This is a genomic window from Dyella flagellata (genome assembly GCF_030160275.1).
GTDB lineage: Bacteria > Pseudomonadota > Gammaproteobacteria > Xanthomonadales > Rhodanobacteraceae > Dyella_B > Dyella_B flagellata.
In genome coordinates this window covers 19,962-36,519 of the sequence record NZ_BSOA01000053.1, presented here as the reverse complement: position 1 = coordinate 36,519, position 16,558 = coordinate 19,962, and the positions used below count along the sequence as shown (strand labels likewise).

At 60.7% G+C, this 16,558-nt stretch carries 14 protein-coding genes and 2 tRNA genes; 5 read left to right on the top strand and 11 right to left on the bottom strand.

From position 1 onward, the window contains the following. Nucleotides 1-3: 3 nt before the first annotated feature. The 3 genes from QQJ96_RS22960 to QQJ96_RS22950 all read right to left on the bottom strand — a co-directional run bounded on the left by QQJ96_RS22960 (nucleotide 4) and on the right by QQJ96_RS22950 (nucleotide 1,965). Nucleotides 4-79 (bottom strand) — tRNA-Gly (locus QQJ96_RS22960). 233 nt (nucleotides 80-312) lie between these two features. Continuing rightward, the gene (locus tag QQJ96_RS22955; protein WP_284334372.1) at nucleotides 313-1,335 is read right to left on the bottom strand and encodes a hypothetical protein; all 1,023 of its coding nucleotides are present in this window, start codon (nucleotides 1,333-1,335) and stop codon (nucleotides 313-315) included. Between the two features lie 554 nt (nucleotides 1,336-1,889). Next, a tRNA-Gly gene (locus QQJ96_RS22950) sits at nucleotides 1,890-1,965 on the bottom strand. A 253-nt stretch (nucleotides 1,966-2,218) separates the two neighbouring features. Here QQJ96_RS22950 and QQJ96_RS22945 point away from each other — a divergent pair. From QQJ96_RS22945 to QQJ96_RS22935, 3 genes are all read left to right on the top strand, one after another. After that, nucleotides 2,219-5,497: an nSTAND1 domain-containing NTPase gene (locus tag QQJ96_RS22945; protein ID WP_284334371.1), complete on the top strand. Its 3,279-nt coding sequence runs from the start codon at nucleotides 2,219-2,221 to the stop codon at nucleotides 5,495-5,497. Nucleotides 5,498-5,515: 18 nt separating this feature from the next. After that, a complete protein-coding gene (locus QQJ96_RS22940; RefSeq protein WP_284334370.1) occupies nucleotides 5,516-6,052 on the top strand; it encodes a hypothetical protein in 537 nt (178 codons plus the stop codon). A gap of 750 nt (nucleotides 6,053-6,802) precedes the next feature. Next, a complete protein-coding gene (locus QQJ96_RS22935; RefSeq protein ID WP_284334369.1) occupies nucleotides 6,803-7,309 on the top strand; it encodes a hypothetical protein in 507 nt (168 codons plus the stop codon). A gap of 167 nt (nucleotides 7,310-7,476) precedes the next feature. Here the strand turns inward: QQJ96_RS22935 and pgsA are convergent, their stop codons facing one another. The 8 genes from pgsA to QQJ96_RS22895 form a co-directional block, all read right to left on the bottom strand. Further along, nucleotides 7,477-8,052 (bottom strand): CDP-diacylglycerol--glycerol-3-phosphate 3-phosphatidyltransferase, encoded by a 576-nt coding sequence (gene pgsA / locus QQJ96_RS22930; RefSeq protein WP_284334368.1) that lies wholly within the window; start codon nucleotides 8,050-8,052, stop codon nucleotides 7,477-7,479. A gap of 44 nt (nucleotides 8,053-8,096) precedes the next feature. Further along, complete coding sequence (uvrC, locus tag QQJ96_RS22925) at nucleotides 8,097-9,923, bottom strand: excinuclease ABC subunit UvrC (RefSeq protein WP_284334367.1); 1,827 nt, start codon at nucleotides 9,921-9,923, stop codon at nucleotides 8,097-8,099. A 52-nt stretch (nucleotides 9,924-9,975) separates the two neighbouring features. Continuing rightward, nucleotides 9,976-10,443: a low molecular weight protein-tyrosine-phosphatase gene (locus QQJ96_RS22920; protein WP_284334366.1), complete on the bottom strand. Its 468-nt coding sequence runs from the start codon at nucleotides 10,441-10,443 to the stop codon at nucleotides 9,976-9,978. Nucleotides 10,444-10,548: 105 nt separating this feature from the next. After that, nucleotides 10,549-11,319 carry a 3-deoxy-manno-octulosonate cytidylyltransferase gene (gene kdsB, locus QQJ96_RS22915; RefSeq protein WP_284334365.1) on the bottom strand — a complete coding sequence of 257 codons (771 nt, stop codon included), beginning with the start codon at nucleotides 11,317-11,319 and terminating at the stop codon, nucleotides 10,549-10,551. Between the two features lie 2 nt (nucleotides 11,320-11,321). Next, nucleotides 11,322-12,629, bottom strand: a complete 1,308-nt coding sequence (gene aroA / locus QQJ96_RS22910) for a 3-phosphoshikimate 1-carboxyvinyltransferase (RefSeq protein ID WP_284334364.1) — start codon at nucleotides 12,627-12,629, stop codon at nucleotides 11,322-11,324. Further along, on the bottom strand, nucleotides 12,626-13,714 hold the full coding sequence (gene pheA / locus QQJ96_RS22905; RefSeq protein WP_284334363.1) for a prephenate dehydratase: 1,089 nt from the start codon (nucleotides 13,712-13,714) through the stop codon (nucleotides 12,626-12,628). The genes aroA and pheA overlap by 4 nt, the downstream gene beginning before the upstream one ends. Nucleotides 13,715-13,762: 48 nt before the next feature. Further along, the gene (serC, locus tag QQJ96_RS22900) at nucleotides 13,763-14,848 is read right to left on the bottom strand and encodes a 3-phosphoserine/phosphohydroxythreonine transaminase (protein ID WP_284334362.1); all 1,086 of its coding nucleotides are present in this window, start codon (nucleotides 14,846-14,848) and stop codon (nucleotides 13,763-13,765) included. A 58-nt stretch (nucleotides 14,849-14,906) separates the two neighbouring features. Further along, entirely contained in the window at nucleotides 14,907-15,680 is a 774-nt protein-coding gene (locus QQJ96_RS22895; RefSeq protein ID WP_284334361.1) for an FHA domain-containing protein, read from the bottom strand. 233 nt (nucleotides 15,681-15,913) lie between these two features. Between QQJ96_RS22895 and QQJ96_RS22890 the strand changes: the two genes are divergently transcribed. Beyond that, on the top strand, nucleotides 15,914-16,192 hold the full coding sequence (locus QQJ96_RS22890) for a polyhydroxyalkanoic acid system family protein (protein ID WP_284334360.1): 279 nt from the start codon (nucleotides 15,914-15,916) through the stop codon (nucleotides 16,190-16,192). A gap of 111 nt (nucleotides 16,193-16,303) precedes the next feature. After that, nucleotides 16,304-16,522 (top strand): translation initiation factor IF-1, encoded by a 219-nt coding sequence (gene infA / locus QQJ96_RS22885; RefSeq protein ID WP_126686694.1) that lies wholly within the window; start codon nucleotides 16,304-16,306, stop codon nucleotides 16,520-16,522. Nucleotides 16,523-16,558: the final 36 nt, after the last annotated feature.

The following is a 16,558-nucleotide window of genomic DNA, read 5'->3' as shown; positions in this document are numbered from 1 at the left end:
ATCTGGAGCGGGAAACGAGACTCGAACTCGCGACCCCGACCTTGGCAAGGTCGTGCTCTACCAACTGAGCTATTCCCGCATCGGAGTCGGTAACTATAGCAGAATCGATTTGGATGTGAATAGCCGGGTCCATCCAAATTCACGCTGTCGCAGCCATAGCACCCGCCCCGCCCCCGGCCAGAGGCCCCCCCTGCCGCTTGACCCGGTTTCGTTTGCCGGGCGGTTCGCCGTAAACACACCGGTACTTGGGGCGAAGTGAAAAAAAGCCGCCGCCCCACCGGGCGGCGGCTACTCCATGGACGCGAGAGGCTATCAGTTCGATTCGGTGAACTGGATATACGGCGAGGTGCCGCCCGTGGCAGAGCACGAGCCAAGGTTCAGATTGTTGGTTTCACCGGTCGAGCCGGCATTGGCCAGGCAGCTCGGAGCGTTGCTGTTGCCATCGTTCACCTGCACGTTCACCGTCACCGATGAGCCGGTGTTGAAGGTGGCCGCCGAGCCACCACCATTGCCGACGATATTGAACTCGGACTGGTTCCACACATAGGCGATAGCCAGCGTGCTGTCGGGCTCGCTCACCGCATAGGCATTGGCGCCATTGGTGAAGGTCACCGTGTCGTTGCCGTTGGCGGCGACTGCACCGGCCAGCTTCATGTTCGCCAGCTGGGTCGCCGGAACGGTCACCGTATTTACCGCATTGCTGTTCTTGTAGCAGCCGTTGTACGAAGTCGTGCGGTAGTGATTCCATCCGCCCGGGCATCTGGCGTGCGCCGGAATGAACATCCAGTTTTGCATGAACACCTGCGCGCCCGCCGTGCCGTAATTGGACGAGTAGATGAACTGCTCCCACACCTGGCAGCTCGAATAGCCATAGCTGGCGCAGGCCGGCGAACCATTGGCCAGGTTGGTATTGAGCTGCAGCGTGTAATCGTTGGCGCCGCCCGACCCGGTTTCGCTCGTCACTCCCGTCACCACCGGGAAGCTGCCGGTTGCCGAACTGGTGAGGTTTGCGGTGCCAGCGGCGTAGTCATTGCCATTGCCGACGGTTTCGGCCGCGCTGTTGTTCACATGCGGGTTGGAGCGGTAATTCGTGCTTCCACACGAGGCTTTTTCCCAGATGACGCTGGGATACGCAGCGTGGAAACAGCCGGCGGCAGGCGTAGCCGTGTGTCGCATCGTTTCATGCCACGACTTCACCGCCTGCGCTTGTGCGTCGGCGGCAACGTCGTAAGTTGAAGCGGTCGCCGCGGACAGGAACGCCCCCGCGCCGAAAAGTCCGACCATCGACACCATCTTGGCCATACGGCGAATGCGCAATGCTTGCTTGGACTGCATTTAGTTCTCCCCAAGAAAAATCAGGATGAAAGGTCACTGAGCGAGCGCCGTGTAGCACTTGCTCAACGGGACAGGTCTAATCGCAGCCATGAGTGCCCGTGCAGATAACGGCATGAATACCGATCCACAAGCGAACGCTTCGCGAGTGCGAAAGCCCTAGAGTGTTGCCCTGAGTTTTTTCTCCTTGTCGCAAGCGCAAGACGTAAAGCAGCCCCTCCCCCGAGGAATCTGGCGCTTGGACCAGTCGAGAATACCGGCTATGTCATATGAAGGAAATAAGACGGCACTAGGAAATAATCTTAGACGTCCCCGATGAAATCCCGATCACATTTTTCCTCACGAATGCCGCCAGCAACGGTCGTTCGCATTCAAAAAATCAGCCATAGGCTGTTGGTAATTCGGTACATCGCTGTCATCGACAAAGGCGTGTAGGCTGGGATGACAATCCCAGCATCAGGATGCAGCATGGAAAGCTGGGATTGCCATCCCAGCCTACAAAAGCTCAGGGCCAGCTTTTGAGGCTGGCCCTAAGGGATGGTGCAGTCACCAAATTCTGGAGCGGGAAACGAGACTCGAACTCGCGACCCCGACCTTGGCAAGGTCGTGCTCTACCAACTGAGCTATTCCCGCATCGGAGCCGCCCATTTTAGCGCCAGGATTCCATTCGTCAAGCGCCCTGCCCTACTACATTCATTTCCTTCACATCTTCCCGGAGACCCTTAGCGAATTCGGGGATATGCATCAAGCTTCTCAACTGCTCTTGGCTTTCTGGTGTATTTACCGGCCAAGTGACTGCATGCGGCTCAGCATGGCCACATGGGGGACCTGTTTCAAGAGTTGCTAATAAAGCGAATCGGTATGGGGCGGTAACAGGGGATCGCCGATGAATGCCAAGGATTTCCACTTCGGTGGCTGGCTGGTGGAGCCATCCACCTGCACGTTGTGCCGTGATGGCGAACGTGTACAGATCGAGCCGCGCGCCATGGACGTGCTGGTGACCCTATGCGGGCAGGCCGGCCAGATCTTCAGCGCGGACGAATTGCTGCGGCGTTGCTGGCCTGGGGTGATCGTCGGCGAGAACCAGGTCCACAAGGCCATCACCCAATTACGGCGCGCACTGGGGGACAACGCGGGACAACCTGCGTATATCGAGAATGTCCGTAAGCGCGGCTACCGCACGCTGGCACTGGTGTCGTTGGCTCCCGGCGGGGCCACACCTGTCAATAGCAAAGGCTGGTCGACAGGGTCGCCCTATGTTGGCCTCGACGCCTTCGGCGCTGAGCATGCGTCGGTATTCTTCGGCCGCGACGCCGCGATCCGTCAATTGCACGCCGCCGTACTGGCACAGGGACAAACCGATCGCGCCCTCGTGCTTGTGCTCGGGCCTAGCGGCTGCGGCAAGACCTCGCTGATTCAGGCTGGCCTGCTGCCGACGCTAAGCCGTTATGACGAAAAGATCCAGGCTGTAGCCTCCACCATTCTCGATCTTGGCGGTATCGGCGACACCAACCCACTCACTGCGCTAGGCGCGGCGCTGATCGACCTGGAGATCGACGGCAAACCCTTGCTGGAAGGCCACAGTGCTGATGGACTCGGCATGAAGCTGCTGCAAACACCCGATGCTGTGCTGGGTGCACTGCGACACTTCAATGCACGCCATCCGCAGGCACGCGCCGTGCTGTTCGTGGACCGGCTCGAGGCGATCTTCTCTCCCACGGTGGCAGATACGCAGCGCCAGCAGTTCCTCGCCATACTCGATGTACTGGCACGCACCGGCGCCCTGATCGTGATCGCCGCCTGCCGCAACGATTTCTATCCGCATATCGCCAAACAGCCATTGCTGATGGAAGCGAGGGCCACTGGCGGGCATTTCGATTTGCATCCCCCTAGCCGCGCCGAGATCGCGCAGATGATCCGGCTGCCGGCGGAAACGGCGGGACTACGGTTCGGCATCGATGACATCACCCGCGCGCGACTGGACGACTTGCTTTGCGAGGATGCCGCCAACAGTCCCGACGCCCTGCCGCTCATGCAGTACACGCTGCAGGAGCTTTATCTGCAGCGCGACAAGACCGGCAACTTGACCATCGAAGCCTACCGTAGCCTGGGCGGCATCGAAGGCGCCCTGGGGCGGCGCGCAGACACCACGCTCGCCAGTCTGCCCGAAGCCGTGCGATCCACCTTGCCACGTATCCTCTCATTGCTGGTGACGTTGAGCGCCAACGACGACGCCGTCAGCGGCCATCATGCTCCCTGGTCGATCTTGCAGAACGAAGCCGAGCACTCGCTCGTGAACGCACTGGTCGAACAACGGCTGTTCGTCAGCCTGATTGCTGACGAGCAACCGGTTTTCGGCGTCGCGCACGAAGCACTGCTACGGCAATGGCCACGTGTCGCGGAATGGATCACGGCACATCGGCAAGCACTACGCCTGCGCAGCCGCATCGAAGCCTTGAGCCGGCAATGGCTGGGCGACAATCGACACGTTCACCGCCTGCTACCACGCGGGCGACAACTGGAAGAAGCCCGTGACCTGGTGAATCAGGCCACGATTCCACTGAGCGAAGATGTACGCACTTTCATCGCCGCATCCGTCCGCCGCATGAAACATGCCGAACGGCTGCGACTTGTCGCCATCGCCTGTTTTGCCTTGCTGGGCCTGCTGGCCGGCAGCTTCGGCTTGATTGCCCATCGGGCATCCATCGTCGCCAAACAACACCAACGGGAAGCAGAAGGCCTGATGGGTTACATGCTTGGCGACCTGGCCGACAAGCTCAGGCCTCTGGGCAAGCTTGACCTGCTTGATGGCGTAGGTAACAAGGCACTGTATTACCTACGTCAGCAACGACCTGATGCACTTAGTCCTGCCGCAAGACAACAGCAAGCACGCGCCCTGCAAACTATTGCCGAAGTGGAATACGCTCATGGCAACCCCAATAGCGCGCATGATGCCTTGATCCAAGCCAAGGCCCTATTGGAAAGCAACCTGGCGCAAGGACTTGAAAGCGCCCAACTACTGAAGGACCTAGGCGCCGATGCGTTCTGGCTTGGGCAAATCAAGCTGGACCAGGATGACTTCAATGGTGCAGAACAGTATTTCCGACAATATCAATATTACGCAGAACGCATGAGCGCGCGCGAACCGGACAATGTCGATGCATGGATCGAAGTGTCCTATGCTCGCAACAGTCTTGGATCCGTCGCGCAGGAACGCGGCGATGACGCCCGCGCGGCTAGCGAATTCGAAGCATCCATTCAATTGAAACGCAAGGCGTTGGCCCGCCACCCGGACGATCACAACCTGCGTGCCTACCTTGCCGACAGCCTTGTCTGGGCCGCAACCGTGCGGAGAGCGAACGGCGATTTACAGCAAGCATTGTCTCTGTACCAACAAGGGCAAATGGAACTGCGCACACTTCAGCAATCTGCACCTGAAGAATACCAATGGAGCTACCGCCTGGTCTTGGCGCTAGAAGAGCATGCCGGACTTCTTATCGACATGGGGAAAGACCAAGAAGCAGATACTGACCTCCATTTAGCCGAACCGCTCATCCATGGACTGTTGCAACATGACGCGAAAAACCAGGTATGGCAAAGCGCCGCATTACAGGAATATCTTCTCAAAGACGCTTTACTCGCCGAGAGCGGCCAATTCCAGCAAGCGATCACCGGAGACCTTGCCGCTGCAAAAAAACTCTCGACATTGACACGACTGAATCCAAAAAATGAGGATTGGCGAACGCTGGAAGCCCTCGCACATGCAAATGCCGCCTATGCCTCTTTGCGATTAAATCAGCCAACAGAAGCTTATGCGCAAGTCGATGCCGGGCTTGACATCATAAATAATCGCGGCAACACAGCCGATGGTGATATTGACCAAAAGCAATACCATACTTCTTGGATAATGCTTCGCGCCCAGGCAGAACGAGCAATAGGCAATCAGGGCGCATCACTGAAAGATTGTCGTCAGGTACTTGACTTAACCAGCGATACATTTGCACACAATAGGCGCGACTACCGTGCTATGGCATCTACAGCACTAGCTTATCTATGCTTGGAACAACACGACAAAGCAGCACCCATCATGCGTCAACTCGCCGAATACGGTTATAGAAACGGCAACTATCTGCACGCCGTCAATACGGCAAGCAGTAACCACTAAAACGCTCAAGGAGGAAATATGAGTAGACCAAATACTGACTCCAGCAATACCGATGCTCCATGCCTGGCCACTATCAAGGTGTACATCACTTATCACCCGTTCGAAAAGGCCGGCTTCGTTCCAGAATATGGCCCTGGCTATCATTGGAAGTTTCAGCTAGAACCGAACACATCAATTGTTCGGACACCGACATCTCCCCAGCTGGGGCTCATAGACCCTCTCACCGGCTTGATGGAAATTTCTAAAGTCAACGGCTCTTTCAGCATCAAGTATGAGTTGCACGATACCAATAAATCGGAACATCATCCTCCCCTCAAGGTTCTGGAATTTGTCAGCGCGAATATCAGTACCAACCTGGCAAACGGTGCTGTAGTGAACAACCAGATTGGAGGAATCGCCATTAGCCAGGACCGCAGGAGCATCAACGTCGAATATAGAGACGAGCACCAAGGGACCAGAAAATTTGGGGTGATTCTCGTTGCTATGAACCGGCTTCAGCCCTATTTTGCCATTTGCAGTCCAGATCCCCAGGTCATCTGCCACAACCCGCAATGACTTATTGAAGCGTCGTAGCTCCCTCTCTCTTTCGGGGGAGGGAGCGTTCAGGCTTGCCCTATCGAGATATTCAACTCCCGCCGTCCTCGCATGGATGACACCGGCTGAGTTTCTCAGTGGGATCTACTTCCCGGTGCTGCTCAAGTCACCACTTCGTGCTCATCACTTTCCTTATGACGCGCTTGAAATGGCGTCCCGGCCACACGAAAAGTGTTCGTCGCGTTCTAATACCAACCCACGCCCGGCGCTGGAAGAGTGACTCCAATGGCCGAGAAAGGGGGGGTAGTACTGCGTGTTTTCCGGATTCTTGAAGTCCAGATCGGATAAGTGGATGGCTTGCGGAATGTTGTTGAACGCAACCGGCCTCTCCCATGGGTCGGGATGGTGGAACGGCAGGCATGGCAATGCTGGGATTGGCATCCCAGCCTACGCGCTACCTGCATACAACTGGCGGCTGCCTAACGAACGCGCGGCCGGGCGATTGCGGCGAATCAGGGTGTCCCCGTTTCTGTGATCGGCGCTTGTTTGACCGCCTGGTCGAGATAACGGTAACGCAAACCATATCAATCACTTACCCGGCGGAAGCATTTCAGAAGAAATCCTTACGCCACCGCTGGATAAGTTTTTGCCGCAATGGCCAAGAGCCTTCTATCGGAGGCAGTTTGTAAGGGACTACCCCAGTCGCTGGTCATCCATCACGGCCAGCACCTTAACGCCCATCAGGCAAACACAAACTAAGGAGAGGATGTTATGACCATCAACGGCACATTCACGCTGTCCTGCTATAGCAGCCAGCAACCTTATGCTTATCTGGGGATCAGCTCGAATTCCCCAACTCCGAACACCCCGATTGCACTGGTCCAGGGAAAACCAGGCAACATCTATACTTGGAAAATGGTCGCATCAAAGGAATCAAGCCAGGTATTCCAACTCCAAATTGTAGGTTCAGGGGAATCATTGGTTATCGACGTCAACACTTCCAACAACACCCTGATCCTGGCCCCTCTAACGACCGCATCTCCGATGAGTTGGTGGTTAGGAGGCGAAAACGCGTCAAATCCATTTGCTGGATTCCCGGCTATGCTCATCAATGCGGGGAACAATAAGCTTTACGCTCTGGATGGCGGCGGAAACAGTACCACCACACCGCATCTCTGGCCCATTGCCGCCAACAATGGGAATCAGCAGTGGCTTTTCTCCCCCACCCCCGCCGCGTACCAAGCGAGAGCGGGAGAAACGAGTGCCGCTGAGGTCTAACTAAATCCATTTGCAATTTCGACTTGCGCGCGGGTTACGGACAACCCGCCGCTTTTATCAGTTGTGCTACGAAACTAAGCCTAGCGCATGCGTTGGCATGCCAAGACCGTACCCTAGCTTATGCTGTACGACGGCGATACTTTTCTTTCGAACGGCAATAGGTGCAACTATTCATCCTGCAACGCCGGCCACGCCGCACGCAGGTAATGCAGGCCCGACCAGATCGTCAGCACTCCAGCCAGCACCAGCAAGCCTTCGCCGATGTGGTAAAGCCGCAAGGCTTCAGCCTCCTTTTCGTGCTGCAGGATCAGCACGATCAGGGCGACTACCTGCATCGCCGTTTTCAGCTTGCCGATAAAAGCCACTTTGACCGTGGCGCGCATGCCGATCTCGGCCATCCATTCGCGCAATGCCGAGACACTGATCTCGCGCCCTACGATGATCGCCGCGGTGATTGCCATCACGATGCCCGACCAATCACCCTTATGCGAGGCCACCAGCATGAACAGCGTCACCGCCACCATCAGCTTGTCCGCGACGGGATCGAGGAAAGCACCGAACTTGGAGGTCATGTTGAGGCGGCGTGCGAGGTAGCCGTCGAGCCAGTCGGTCACGCCGGCCAGGGTGAACACGATCGCCGCGGTAACGTTGTGGCCCCGGAACGGCAGGTAGAACACCAGCACCATCACCGGCAGCAACGCCACGCGGAACAGCGTCAGCCAGGTCGGTAGATTGATGCGCATGGGCTGTTTCCGTTTTTCGTGCAGTGTCTCACGAACAAGTGTGATTACGCATGGAGTGCGTCATAGATGCGCTCGGCCAGGCTGCGGTCGATGCCCTTCACCTGCATCAGCTCTTCGACACCAGCCGCTTCCACCCCGGCCAGGCCGCCAAACGCCTTCAGCAGGGCCGCGCGTCGGCGCGCGCCTACGCCTTGCACCTCTTCCAACACGCTACGCTCGCGCGCTTTTTCGCGGCGCTTGCGGTGTCCACTGATGGCGAAGCGATGGGCCTCGTCGCGCACGGCAGCCACCAAGTGCAGCGCAGGCGATGTGGGGCCGGGGTGAATCTCACGGCCGGAGCCGGCCAGCACCAGGGTTTCCTCGCCGGCACGCCGGCCCGGCCCCTTGGCCACGCCCACGACTTCGATGCCGGTGATGCCCAGCTCTTGCAATACGTCCAGCGCCTGGGCTACCTGCCCTGTACCGCCATCGATCAGCAGCAGGTCCGGTCGCGCGCCCTCGCCTTCCGCCACCTTGCGGAAACGGCGGGTAAGCGCTTGATGCATCGCGGCGTAGTCGTCGCCGGGCGTGATGCCGCTGATGTTGAAGCGGCGATAATGAGACTTCTCCGGCCCTTCCGGCCCGAACACCACGCAGGATGCCACCGTCAATTCACCCTGGGTGTGGCTGATATCGAAGCATTCGATGCGTTTGGGTGGCTCGTCCAGCCCGAGCACGTTCTGCAAGTCATCGAAGCGCGCACCCAGCGTCTGGCGGCTGGCAATGCGCGAGGTGAGCGAGGCTTGCGCATTGCGCTCGGCCATCTGCAGGAATTGCGCGCGCTCGCCACGCACACGCGTCTTGATCTCCACGGCATGACCGCATTGCTGCGCCAGCACTTCGCTTAGCAATGCCCCGTCTGCGATCGGCTCGCCGAGGATGATCTCGCGCGGCACCGGGCGGTCCAGGTAGTACTGCGCCACGAACTGTGCCAGCACATCGGCGGGCTCAGCGTCCAGCGGCAAGCGTGGATAGAAATCGCGCGTACCCAGGCTGATGCCGTTGCGGAAGAACAACACGCTGACGCAAGCAATGCCGGCTTCGATGCGGCAGGCAATCACGTCCATGTCCGCCGTTGCGCCCTGCACGTGGTTCTGCGCGTGCAGCTTGCGCAGCGTGGCGATCTGGTCGCGCAAGGCTGCGGCACGCTCGAAGTTCAAGGCGGTGCTGGCCTGCTCCATCGAGGTGGCCAGTTCGTCGATGACGGCGCTGCCGCGGCCTTCCAGGAACATCTCCACGTGACGGACGTCGCTGCGGTAGTCATCGGTGCTGATCAGATTCACGCATGGCCCGGTGCAGCGGCCGATCTGATATTGCAGGCAAGGCCGCGAGCGATTGCGGAAGTAGCTGTCCTCGCACTGGCGCACCTTGAACAGCTTCTGCATCAGGTTGAGGCTTTCGCGCACGGCAAAGGCGCTCGGGAACGGTCCGAAGTAGCGGCCCGGCTGATTGCGCGCGCCGCGATGGAAGGCCAGGCGCGGATAGTCTTCGCCACCGGACAGGTAAATGTAAGGGTAGCTCTTATCGTCGCGCAGCAGGATGTTGTAGCGCGGCTTCAGCGCCTTGATCAGCTGGGATTCCAGCAACAGGGCCTCGGCTTCGGTACGCGTGACAGTGATCTCGCAGCGGGCGATCTGCGACACCATCGCCGCAATGCGCGGCTCCATGCGCGGCTTCAGGAAATAGCTGCCCACGCGCTTTTTGAGGCTGCTGGCCTTGCCGACGTACAGCAGTTCGCCGTCCTCGTCGAAGTAACGATAGACGCCGGGCGACGTGGTGAGCGTACTGACAAAGGCCTTGCCGTCGAAGGCCTGGGAGGGAGCGGGCTGCATGAGGGAGATTTTAGACCGTTTGGCGCGTTTTCAAGCCATCAGGAATCAAGGATCAGCCCTGGCGCAAGCGCTGGATCAGTCCCTGGACGCCACGCTCGGCCAGCGCCACCGATTTGGCGAAAGCCGTCAGCTCTTCGTAGTAAGGGTCGGGAAAGTCCCGGGGCGGCGCGGCCACGCTCCAGTCCAGGAACAAGGCAAGCCGATCACGCGCCTTGTCACCGGCTACGCGCTGCATGTCGCGCAAGTTATTGCTGTCCATCGCCAGCAACAGGTCGTACTGCTCGAAATCGTCGGCCCTGAGCTGGCGCGCGCGGTGCGGCTCCAAGTCATAGCCGGCTTTTGCCGCGGCGGCGCGCATACGCGGATCGGCTTGTTCGCCGGCATGCCAGCCACCGGTGCCGCAAGACGCCACTTCGATATCGAAACCCGCTGCGGCCAATTGCTTGCGGGCCACGGCTTCGACCAATGGCGAGCGGCAGATGTTGCCCAGGCAAACGAATAGGACGGACTTGGCCACCATGGTTTCAATTCATTGATGTTTAATGATAAAGCTCGTTGCGCGTAGGCTGGGATGACAATCCCAGCTTTGCGCGCGGTATCCCGATGCTGGGATTGCCATCCCAGCCTACGCGCTGATGGCCCAAGCCTCGGCACGTTGCAAATCAGCCTCGGTATCGATGCCCGGCGGAAACGGCTCGGGCGTGAGGCGGACGGCGATGGGATAGCCGTGTTCGAGTACACGTAGTTGTTCCAGCGACTCGGCCTGCTCAAGCGGTGTGCGTGCAAGACGCGTGTATTGCTGAAGGAAACCGGCGCGATAGGCGTAAATGCCGATGTGCCGCAGGAACGGGACATTTTCCGGCAGCGTGTTTCGATCCGTTGCAAAGGCATCGCGTGCCCACGGCAACGGTGCGCGACTGAAGTACAAAGCGCGACCGTTGCAAGACCTCACCAACTTCACCACGTTCGGATCGAACAGCTCGTGGGCATCGGTGATCGGCGTAGCCAACGTCGCCACCGGCGCCGTGTCTTCGGCAAGCGCGAGCGCCACTTCACGGATACCCGCCGCAGGCGCGAATGGCTCATCGCCTTGCAGGTTCACCACGATGGTGTCCGATGGCCAGCCATAGTGGGCCGCGCATTCGGCCAGGCGATCGCTACCCGACGCATGGTCGGCGCTGGTCATGCATACGTCCACGCCCAACGCCGCCAAGGCATCGGCGATACGCTGGTCATCTGTCGCCACCACTACTTGCGTAGCACCTGCCTGCTGCGCGCGTTGCGCCACACGCACCACCATCGGCACGCCGCCGATCGTACGCAAGGGTTTGCCTGGCAGCCGGGTGGAACCGTAGCGGGCGGGGATGGCGACAATGAAGTTGGGAGTGGACGCCATGATCAACCCAGCGCAAACCCGCAGCTGTTGGCCAGCGCCGTGAAGCCCGGAAACGAGGTAGCGACATTCGCACAATCGCCAATCGTCACGGCATCTTTCGCCACCAGCCCGGCCACTGCAAAACTCATTGCGATGCGGTGATCGCCGTGGCTGTCCACGCTGCCCCCGCCGATGGCGCCACCATCGATGATCGCTCCGTCCGGTGTTTCCTCGATACGCACACCCAAGGCGCGCAAACCGGCTGCCATGGTGGCGATGCGGTCGGATTCCTTGACCCGCAGTTCGGCCGCGCCACGCACCACGGTGCGCCCTTTCGCCACAGCCGCCGCGACGAACAGGGCGGGAAATTCGTCGATCATGTCCGGCACCAAAGCTTCCGGCAGTTCGATGCCATGCAGCGGTGCGTGACGCACGAGCAGGTCGCCCACCGCCTCGCCGCCGCTTGCGCCCTGGTTTTCGACGCGAATGTCCGCCCCCATCAAGCGCAAGGCCTCAAGCAGGCCGGTGCGGCGCGGATTCAAACCCACGGCCGGCAGGCGCAGCGTCGAACCTGGCAGGATGCTCGCCGCCACCAGGAAGAACGCCGCCGAAGAAAAGTCCGCCGGCACGACCACGTCGGTAGCGCGCAAGCGATGGCCGCCTTCGAGCTTCGCATGGCCGGGCGAGAATTCGATCGGCCAGCCGAATGCTTGCAGCATGCGTTCGGTGTAGTCGCGCGTGGGGTGCGGCTCGATGATTTCAGTGCTGCCCTCGGCATACAAACCGGCCAGCAACAGCGCGGATTTCACCTGCGCGCTAGCCACCGGCAGCTGATAGCGAATGCCATTGAGCTTGCGTCCGCCACGCACGTGCAACGGCGGCAGGCCGTCTTGCGTATCGATCTGCGCGCCCATTTTCGCCAACGGCTCGGTCACCCGGCGCATGGGGCGCCTGGACAGCGATTCGTCGCCAACCAGGACACTGTCGAAGGCCTGCCCCGCAAACAGGCCGGCCAGCAAACGCATGCCGGTGCCGGCATTGCCGCAATCGAGCGGCTGGTTCGAGCCCTGCAAGCCATGCAGGCCCACGCCGTGCACGATGCGTTCGCCGGAAGATGGGGCTTCGATCCGCACACCCAGCTGCGCGAGCACGGCCGCCGTTGCGCGCGTGTCTTCCCCTTCCAGGAAACCGCGGATGTGCGAAGTGCCGTCAGCAATCGCCGACAGCATCATCGAACGATGCGACACCGATTTGTCGCCGGGCACGACCACGTCGCCATGCAGGGCCGTTGCGGGCCGGCTGACCCAATCCAGACGCTGTGCGCCGCTCATGGCAGGGCCACCGGGTAGGCGCCAAGCACACGTACCTGGGCCGCATGCGGCCCCATGTCCTGCAAGGCTGCCTGCAGCGATGCGTCGTCGATGTGGCCGGAAACGTCGATGAAGAAGGCGTACTGCCATTTGCCGGTGTGCGCCGGACGCGATTCGATGCGGTTCAAACTGACCCCATGCTTGGCGAACGGGCTCAGGATTTCGTAGAGCGCGCCCGGCTTGTCGTTGACGGTGATCAGCAGCGAGGTGCGGTCGTTGCCCGACGCCGGGAACAGCGAGCGGCCGATCACCAGGAAGCGCGTGGTGTTGTCGGCGCGATCCTCGATGCCCTGGGCGACGATCTTCAAGCCATAGACTTTCGCCGCCGTGGAGCCAGCAATAGCTGCCGCATCGTCCGCATGGCGCGCCAGGCGTGCGCCTTCCGCATTGCTTTGCACGGCGATGCACTCGGCATTGGGCAGGTTCATGCGCAGCCAGGTCTTGCATTGCTGCAGCGATTGCGCATGCCCGTAGACCTGCTTGATGCCTTCCAGCGTATCGCGCTGCGAAAGCAAGCATTGATGCACGCGCAACTCCACCTCGCCGCAGATACGCGCCTCGGAAGTCAGGAACATGTCGAGCGTGACCTGGATCATGCCCTGCCCGGAGTTCTCCACCGGCACCACGCCGAAATCCGCATGGCCGGCGGCTACCTCCTGGAATACTTCCTCGATGCTGCCCAGCGGCAACCCATAGGCGGCGTGCCCGAAGTGCTTGCGCACGGCCTGCTCGCTGAAGGTGCCTTCGGGCCCGAGGTAGCCCACCTTAAGCGGATCTTCCTGCGCCAGGCAGGAGGACATGATCTCGCGGAACAGGCGCACCATCTCCGCGTCGGACAGCGGACCGTGGTTGCGATCGACCACCATGCGCAGCACGTGGGCCTCACGCTCGGGGCGGTAATAATCGATCGCCGAGAGCCCCTCGCCTTTCACCCTGGCCACCTCGCGGGCCCAATTGGCGCGCTCGGAGATCAGCTCCTGGATCTGCCGGTCGATGCTGTCGATGCGGTCGCGCACTTCAACCAGCGATAACTTGGGTTCGTTCATGCGATGGATGTCCAGACGTAAAGATGGCCGGGTTGGTTCCGCAGTGTATCAGCCATGCCGGCGAGCAAAGTCCCGCATGAAGTCCACCAGCGCCTGCACGGCTTCCAGCGGCACTGCGTTGTAGAGCGAAGCACGCATGCCGCCGAGCGCTTTGTGCCCCTTCAGCGCCAGCAGGCCGGCCGCTTCCGATTCCTGCAGGAAAGCCGCGTCCAGCGCGCTGTCGTGCAGGGTGAACGGCACATTCATGCGCGAGCGCACCGGCGGATCGATCGGGTTGCGGTAATAGCCGCCGGAGCCGTCGATAGTCGCATACAGCAGTTCGGATTTGCGGCGGTTGTTTTCGGCCATCGCGGCCAGGCCGCCGTTGTCCTTCAGCCATTGGAAGGTCAGCCCGGCCAGGTACCAGCCCCAGGTATTGGGGGTGTTGAGCATCGAATCGTGGGCCGCGTGCTCGGCGTAGCGGAAGATCTTCGCCATCGGGCGCGTGGTGCGTTCAAGCAGGTCGCGGCGAATGATGATCAGCACCAGGCCGGACGGGCCGATGTTCTTCTGCGCGCCTGCGTAGATCAGCCCGTAGCGGCTGACGTCGATAGGGCCGGACAGGATGTCGGAGGACATGTCCGCTACCAGCGGCACCTCACCGACCTCGGGCACATGCTTGAACTGCACGCCATGGATGGTCTCGTTGGTGGCGATGTGCACATACGCCGCGCCCGGATCGAGCTGCCATGTCTCCGGCGCCGGCATGCGCAGGAAGCTGTCCGCCTTGCTGCTGGCGGCCACGTTCACCTGTACGTATGGCGCCGCTTCGTTGGCCGCTTTCTCGCTCCAATGGCCGGTAAGGATGTAGTCGGCGCGGTCGCCTTCGCGCGCAAGGTTCATGGGAATCTGCGCGAAATGCTGGGTGGCTCCGCCCTGCTCGAACAGCACGGCATAATGCCCGGGAATGCCCATCAGTTCGCGCAGGTCCGCTTCCACCTGCTGGGCCATGGCAATGAAGCGTTTTCCGCGATGGGATTGCTCCATCACCGATGCGCCGCTGCCGCCCCAATCCAGCAGCTCTCGCTGCGCGCGTTCGAGTACCGGCAACGGCAGTGCCGCCGGACCTGCGCTGAAGTTCCAAATCCTGCTCACGCACCGCATCCCGTCTTGAATGGTCACAGGCATTATGCCGCGACGCAGCAACAGGACGTCAATGCGCGTGCAGCAACAGCATCAGCGCAATACCCAGTGCCAGCACCGCCGCGGTGGCGATCAGCCACCAGACCTCGCCGCGCGGACCGGCGACATCCTCGGGCAAGGGCTGCTCCGGCTCCGGCGGCAGCACGATCTCCGGCTCAGGCTCCAGGCCGGGCGCGTCGATGAGAAAGCGATGCATGCCGACGCCGATCTGGTCGCCCGGCAGCAGCGTAGTCTGCTGCACGGCGATGCCGTTGACCCGGACCGGGTAACGCCCGTCGAGCGCCTGGCCGGTTTCCATGCACAGCTGGCCCGCACGCCAGAAAATCGTCAGCGTGGCGGACTCGCCCTGCGGCAGGTCCAGCGGAACACGCCCTTGCGGACCCCATTCCAGACGATCTGCCAGCGGCAGCACCTGCCCCGAAAGCGGCCCGGCGACGGCGCGCAAGGCCACCGTGCAGCGCTCCTGCTCGGGCATTTCGGGGGCGGTACGCCCGGCAGGGGCCTCATCTGCACAGAGCAGCATGCGGCAGTCGCCCACGCTCAGCATGTCGCCGGCGCGCAGGATGGCACGCTCGCGCACCGGGCGCGCGTTGACGTAAATGCGATTGGCGTAGGGCAGCACGTCGAGCACCCAGCCACGCCGGTCCAGGCTGATGTGCAAATGATGGCCGGCGGACTGGCCAGCCGCGAGGATCAAGTCATTGTCCGAGTCGCTGCCGATGCGCAACAGCGCCTGATTCCAGTGGAAAACCGCCCTGGTGGAATGGGGAAACTCGATGCGCATGAAAGAACCGGGAAGCTGACGGCGGGACTCTAGCAGAAGCGCAGAAAATATCGACAGGATTTGCGTTTATGATTAGCGGTTCCCTGTTCTGTTCCACGTACCCGTCACCGCACTGTATGCGCGTCCGGCGGCGCGTAGGCTGGGATGATAATCCCAGCTTGCCATGCCGCATCCTGATGCTGGGATTGCCATCCCAGCCTACGCGCCAAGTTCACCTGTGTTTGAGCACCTGTATGGCCAGTATCGAAATCCACCGCCCGCACCGCCTGTCACCCGCCGAAGCCCACGCCGTGATCGACCACGTCGCCACCCGCATGCGGGAAAAATTCCAGGTCGAGACGAAATGGCAAAGCGACCGCACACTCTCTTTCCAGCGCCCCGGCATCACCGGCACGATCACGCTGGAGCCCAATGAAATCCACGTGAGCGCGCAGCTGGGCATGTTGTTTTCGCCGCTCAAGGGCATGATCGAGCAGGAAATCCGCCGCAAGCTGGACGAGCATTTCAGCTGAGCGCCGGCCCGCTGGCAGCCCAAAGGACCAATTTCTTTGACCCGCTGCCGTTACGTGGCATAATGGATGGCTTACGCGACCATGGTGGCTCGCGCGTACTTCCTGGAACGCATGGCCAAAGACGACGTCATTGAAATGGATGGTACGGTCATCGAGACCCTGCCCAACACCATGTTTCGAGTAAAGCTGGAAAACGGCCACGTCGTGATCGCCCATATCTCCGGCCGCATGCGCAAGCATTACATCCGCATTCTCACCGGCGACAAGGTGAAGGTGGAGATGACCCCCTACGACCTCACCAAGGGCCGTATCACCTACCGCATGAAGTAAGCGGCCCGCCCTGATAAGGCTGCCCCGATAAAAAAA